This window comes from Methylophaga muralis, from assembly GCF_001720165.1.
GTDB classification, from domain to species: domain Bacteria; phylum Pseudomonadota; class Gammaproteobacteria; order Nitrosococcales; family Methylophagaceae; genus Methylophaga; species Methylophaga muralis.
The window spans coordinates 1-5,537 of the sequence record NZ_MCRI01000062.1 but is presented as its reverse complement, the minus strand read 5'-3'; the positions used below and the strand labels follow the sequence as shown (position 1 = coordinate 5,537).

At 41.4% G+C, this 5,537-nt stretch carries 6 protein-coding genes and 1 pseudogene; all 7 read left to right on the top strand.

Annotated elements, in window-relative coordinates:
• A pseudogene (locus A9E74_RS14555) lies at positions 1-189 on the top strand (pseudaminic acid biosynthesis-associated methylase); the annotation flags it as partial.
• Positions 190-1,338, top strand: coding sequence for an N-acetyl sugar amidotransferase (locus A9E74_RS13265; RefSeq protein ID WP_084003098.1), 1,149 nt, complete (start codon positions 190-192; stop codon positions 1,336-1,338).
• Positions 1,335-1,958: an imidazole glycerol phosphate synthase subunit HisH gene (hisH, locus tag A9E74_RS13260; protein ID WP_069297077.1), complete on the top strand. Its 624-nt coding sequence runs from the start codon at positions 1,335-1,337 to the stop codon at positions 1,956-1,958. The genes A9E74_RS13265 and hisH overlap by 4 nt, the downstream gene beginning before the upstream one ends.
• Positions 1,952-2,731: an imidazole glycerol phosphate synthase subunit HisF gene (gene hisF / locus A9E74_RS13255; RefSeq protein ID WP_069297076.1), complete on the top strand. Its 780-nt coding sequence runs from the start codon at positions 1,952-1,954 to the stop codon at positions 2,729-2,731. Before hisH ends, hisF begins: the two co-directional genes overlap by 7 nt.
• Positions 2,731-4,242 (top strand): UDP-2,4-diacetamido-2,4,6-trideoxy-beta-L-altropyranose hydrolase, encoded by a 1,512-nt coding sequence (pseG, locus tag A9E74_RS13250; protein ID WP_069297075.1) that lies wholly within the window; start codon positions 2,731-2,733, stop codon positions 4,240-4,242. The genes hisF and pseG overlap by 1 nt, the downstream gene beginning before the upstream one ends.
• The gene (gene pseI / locus A9E74_RS13245; protein WP_245652175.1) at positions 4,239-5,297 is read left to right on the top strand and encodes a pseudaminic acid synthase; all 1,059 of its coding nucleotides are present in this window, start codon (positions 4,239-4,241) and stop codon (positions 5,295-5,297) included. The genes pseG and pseI overlap by 4 nt, the downstream gene beginning before the upstream one ends.
• An 11-nt stretch (positions 5,298-5,308) precedes the next feature.
• Positions 5,309-5,537 (top strand): hypothetical protein (locus A9E74_RS13240; protein ID WP_218104326.1); only part of this gene is annotated, 229 nt, incomplete at its 3' end.

The window sequence follows — 5,537 nt, the reverse complement described above, 5'->3', positions numbered from 1 at the left end:
TACAATCCATCTCCTGTTGCGATCAATTATCGTGGCCACTCAGATAAGTTGTTTAAACGCGACTTCGCTGGTGAATTAATGGAAAAATATTCTGATTTGGTTTTGATTGATTACGGGTTTTCATATAGACGTGATCCGGCTTTTCCGCAGGACGACATTACTTGGTTTTTGATGGAAAAGAGGTCATAAATGCTCAAATACTGTGTTCATTGTGTCATGCCACATACCAAACCAGATCTTCATCTTGATTCTGAAGGTGTCTGTAACGCTTGTCGTGCGTATGAAAAAAGGAAAGAGGTTGATTGGGACCAGCGTAAGCAAGAATTGCTAGGACTCTTGGAAAAATATCGTAGAAATGGAACTCATTGGGATTGCATCGTTCCTGTAAGCGGCGGAAAAGATAGCACTTATCAAGTTATTCGTATGCTGCAACTTGGTTTGAATCCACTATGTGTTACATCAACTACTTGCGATCTCAGCGCGCTTGGTCGAAAAAACATAGAGAACATTAAGCGACTTGGAGTCGACTATGTAGAATTTTCACCTAACCCTATCATTAGGGCTAAGTTAAATCGTATTGGATTGACAGAAGTCGGTGACATTTCATGGCCAGAGCATGTTGGGATTTTTACTATCCCGGTGCGTGCAGCCGTTCAATATAATGTGCCCTTAATTGTGTGGGGTGAAAACTCACAAAACGAATACGGTGGCCCCGCATCTGCCTCGGAAAACAATATTTTAACTCGTCGCTGGCTCGAAGAGTTTGGTGGCTTATTAGGACTTAGAGTTTCAGACCTTACAGAGAGCTACGGTATAGAGCCTAAACATTTGCTGCCATATCAATACCCGAATGATGAAGAGTTGCAGCGAGTAGGGGTGACTGGACTATTTTTAGGGCATTACCTTCCTTGGGATGGCTTATCTAACGCACTAATTGCTCAGGCCAACGGTTTTACCTCATTTGAAGAGACTGTAGAAGGATCAATGGTGAATTATGAAAATCTTGATAATCATCAAACTGGCATTCACGATTATTTCAAATTTCTAAAGTTTGGATTTTCGCGAGCAACGGATATCGCATGTTTACATGTTCGACGTGATCGTATTACTCGACAGGATGCCATGGAGATTGTGAAAGCTCGAGATGGTAAATTTCCATGGACATACTTGGGAAAACCTTTAGAGGAAATCCTCATGCCAATGGATATGACTGTAGATGAGTTTATCAAGATCTGTGATCGTTTCACGAACAAGAAAATCTTCAAGCGAGATGCCTCAGGTGCTCTAATCAAAGATAAAGACGGAAATCTTGAAAAGCTAAATTACGATAATCAATGAAAATAGCTATTATAAATTACGGCATGTGTAATTTAAGCTCGGTCCGTAGAGCATTTGAAGACCTTGGAGCTAAGGTGTTTGTTGCCGATCATCCAACTTCTTTATACGAAGCTAATAGAATAATACTGCCCGGTGTGGGAGCTTTTTCTGAAGGTATGACACGTTTAGTAGAGGATGGCTGGGTCGATGCTTTACATGATTTGGTTATCCTCCAACAAAAGCCATTACTAGGAATTTGTTTGGGTATGCAAATGCTTGCCACCAGTGGTGAAGAAGGTGGGGTAACCAAGGGTCTTAACTTAATTCCCGGTAAAGTGATGCGGCTGGATCAGCTAGGTTGTGATTTACGCATCCCACATGTGGGATGGAATGAAGTTCATTATCTATCTCAAGATGATTTATTTACCTTTATCCCTGATTCATCTGATTTTTATTTTGTGCATAGCTATGCTTTCGTCCCAGATTCACAGGAAAACATAATTGCAACCGCAACCTATGGAACAAATATAACTGCTGTTGTTCGAAACAATCACATTTTTGGTTGCCAATTTCATCCTGAAAAAAGTTCAAAGGCTGGAAGGCAACTTTTGAAAAATTTCATGAATTTTATGCCATGTTAAAAGTAAGAGTGATCCCTACTTTATTATGGAAGGACTTCGGTCTCGTCAAAGGTGTTGGATTTGATAGTTGGAGACGAGTTGGGCCAGTTTTGCCTGCAGTTAAAGTTTACAACGCACGTGATGTAGATGAATTAATTTTAGTTGACATTACCGCCTCACAAACAGGTGATGCACCAGATCATATTTCAGTAAGTGATTTTTCAGAAGAGTGTGCAATCCCTTTTACAGTTGGTGGTGGCGTTAAAAATTTGGAACAAATGCTTTTACTCCTCCACGCTGGCGCAGACAAGATTGCTATTAACTCAGTAGCTTATTCTGATCCGGCCCTTATTGATGCCGCTGCTGCTCGGTTTGGTTCACAATGTATTGTAGCCAGCATTGATGCACGTAAACTTGATAATGGAAATTACGGATGCTTCAGTCATTCCGCATCGATAAATATAGGCAAAGATGTTGTCAATTGGGCTAAAGAATTAGCTGATCGAGGTGCCGGTGAAATTCTTCTGACCTCAATTGACCGAGACGGAACTATGATGGGATACGACTTAGCTTTGGTTGAATCGGTTACACGAGCAGTAGATGTTCCGGTAATTGCCTCTGGGGGAGCGGGTAATTATCAGCATATGATTGATGTTGTGGAGAAAGCTGGTGCTTCTGCAGTAGCTGCAGCAAGTATATTCCATTTTACTGAACAAACTCCCGCAGGCGCGAAGTTGGCGATGCAAGCTGCCGGAATTCAAGTGCGTCGAAACTATATCGGTAATATCCAATAATGAAAATCGCCATACGCGTCGATGTCTCATTCAATATGGGCTCGGGACATTTTATGCGTTGCCTAACCCTGGCTGAACATTTAAAGGTGCAGGGAGCCTTTGTAGTGTTCATTTCTCACCATATTTCTGAAACTTATACAGACATGCTTGAAGAAAAAGGGTTTGAGTTTAGAAGGCTGGATTATAAAAGCAAACCTTTGGAAGTTGATGAAATAACACATGCTTCTTGGCTAGGCGGTTCTCAGCATGAAGACGCAAAAGCTACCTCTTCTGTGTTATCGGGCGAAAAGTGGAACTGGATTATAGTTGACCACTATGCTTTGGATTATAGATGGGAAAGTGAACTTCGAAGTAGCACAGAAAAAATTATGGTGATTGACGATCTGGCTGATCGAACTCATGACTGCGATTTGTTGCTTGATCAAAATCTCTATAGCGATATGAATCAACGTTACGAAGGTAAAATCCTTGGAAGTTGCCGAGTTTTACTCGGCCCAAGATACGCACTTCTCCGAAAGCAGTTTCAAGAAGCACGAAGTAATTTGCAAAAGAGAAGTGATAAGGTTGAACGGGTATTGATATTCTTTGGTGGGATAGATGCAGAAGACTACACTTCTATCGCAATTTCAGCTTTAGCTACGATTTCTAATCCTGTCTTTGAAGTCGATGTGGTGATTGGTAGTCAGCATCCAAATAAAAGCAAAATTATCGAAGAGTGCAGCAAGCTGGGTTATTGTTGTCACGTACAAACGGACAACATGGCTACATTAATTGCCAATGCTGATATAGCTATTGGCGCCGGTGGCTCAACCATTTGGGAAAGATGTGCTCTAGGATTACCTACAATTACTTTTTCTGTAGCTAATAATCAAAAAAAACCAACAAATGATGCTGCGCAGGCGGGTGTTATTTATGCGCCAGAGATAAATTCCAAACTTTTTGATGAAATTAAACTGCATTTTATGGCCTTAGTGGGAAATCCATTGCTGCGTAAAAATCTTTCGAGCTTGGGTATGCAGCTTGTCGATGCAAAAGGAGCTGGTCGCGTTGCCAGTATCATGTGCCCACTTGGGATTGTCCTGGAAGAAGCGGAGCAGAAAGATATGCAATCAGTCTATGAATGGAGAAATCATTCATCAATCCGTGAGGTTTCCAGAAATTCATCACCTATTGAATGGCAAGAGCATAAAAAGTGGTTCAAAGGATTATTATCTAAAAAAAATGCCAAATTATTGATTGGGCGGTTAAACAAAAAAGATGTAGGTGTTATTCGTTTTGATTTTGATGGATGCAGAGCCGAGATTTCTATTTATCTGGTTCCAGAAATGCAAAATGCTGGTATGGGTTCGAATCTACTGAAAACAGCGGAGAACTGGTTAAAGAGCAGACACCCTGAGATAGATCAAATTGATGCTGAAGTTATAGCAACTAACGGCAGATCTAAGCATTTTTTTACCAATAATGGATACACCCATGCATCAAGTACATATTTTAAGAGGATGAAATTGTGAGCCCCACTACAATCAAGATAGGAACTAGAAAGATTGGTTTGAATCATCCGCCATTCATAATTGCAGAAATGTCAGGCAACCATAATCAGTCGCTCTCACGTGCACTTGAAATTGTAGAAGCAGCTGCAAAATCTGGAGCGCATGCGCTTAAAATACAAACCTATACTCCTGATACGATGACTTTGGATAAAGATGAACGTGAGTTTCATATCAGCGATCCAAAAAGTCCCTGGTTTGGCACGTCATTGTATAAGCTGTATGGCGAGGCATATACCCCTTGGGAGTGGCACAAACCAATTTTTGATAAAGCTGCAGAGCTTGGAATTATCGCTTTCAGTTCACCATTTGATCATACTGCCGTGGACTACCTTGAGTCATTGAATGTGCCTTGTTACAAAATAGCGTCATTTGAGAATACCGACCTTCCTTTAATCCGCCGCGTTGCTTCGACAGGCAAGCCTTTGATCATTTCCACTGGCATGGCCTCGCTTGCTGAGTTGGATGAGACTGTGTGCGCTGCTAGAGAAGCAGGATGTAAAGACCTAATCTTACTGAAGTGTACCAGCACTTACCCCGCTACACCTGAGAACACAAATATAAATACGATTCCACATATGAGGGAAATGTTTAATTGCCAAGTCGGTCTATCGGACCACACGATGGGGGTTGGTGTTTCACTAGCTAGCGTTGCATTAGGGGCAACTGTTATCGAAAAGCACTTCACTTTGAATCGAGTCGATGGTGGCGTTGACAGCACCTTCTCTATGGAACCCTCTGAAATAACACAACTTGTGACAGAAACAGAACGAGCATGGCAAGCATTAGGCAATATTAAGTACGGGCCCACCGAATCGGAGAAAAAATCGCTGCAGTTTCGTAGGTCCTTGTACATTGTCAAAGCAATTAAACGTGGCGATAGACTAACTAAAGAGAATTTACGCGCCATTAGACCCGGTTTAGGGCTACCCATAAAATTTTTAGACCAAGTATTAGGAATGGTAATCAATCAAAGTGTTGAGGACGGGACCCCTCTTAGCTGGGATTTGCTAAATTAATTGAGAATATTATGAATAATAAAAACGATCCTAATCTCCGTAGCGATATCACGGATATAGGCGAATTAATTTTAGGTATGCGTGATGCATATGCTAAAGGCCTTAACGCAATGGAATTTGCTCGTCTAAATAACCAGAAGGAAAATAACTCAACGCTTGCATCTTTGATAGCATACGATTTGCAAGCTGGGTCTTATGTGGCTTGGAATAACGCACATCCAGAAGTACAAGCGGCATGGT

What these genes read in the sequence shown, in the direction of transcription:
- A9E74_RS13265 (WP_084003098.1), top strand. Translation starts at nt 190, where the DNA reads ATGCTCAAATACTGTGTTCATTGTGTCATGCCACATACCAAACCAGAT.
- hisH (WP_069297077.1), top strand. Translation starts at nt 1,335, where the DNA reads ATGAAAATAGCTATTATAAATTACGGCATGTGTAATTTAAGCTCGGTC.
- hisF (WP_069297076.1), top strand. Translation starts at nt 1,952, where the DNA reads ATGTTAAAAGTAAGAGTGATCCCTACTTTATTATGGAAGGACTTCGGT.
- pseG (WP_069297075.1), top strand. Translation starts at nt 2,731, where the DNA reads ATGAAAATCGCCATACGCGTCGATGTCTCATTCAATATGGGCTCGGGA.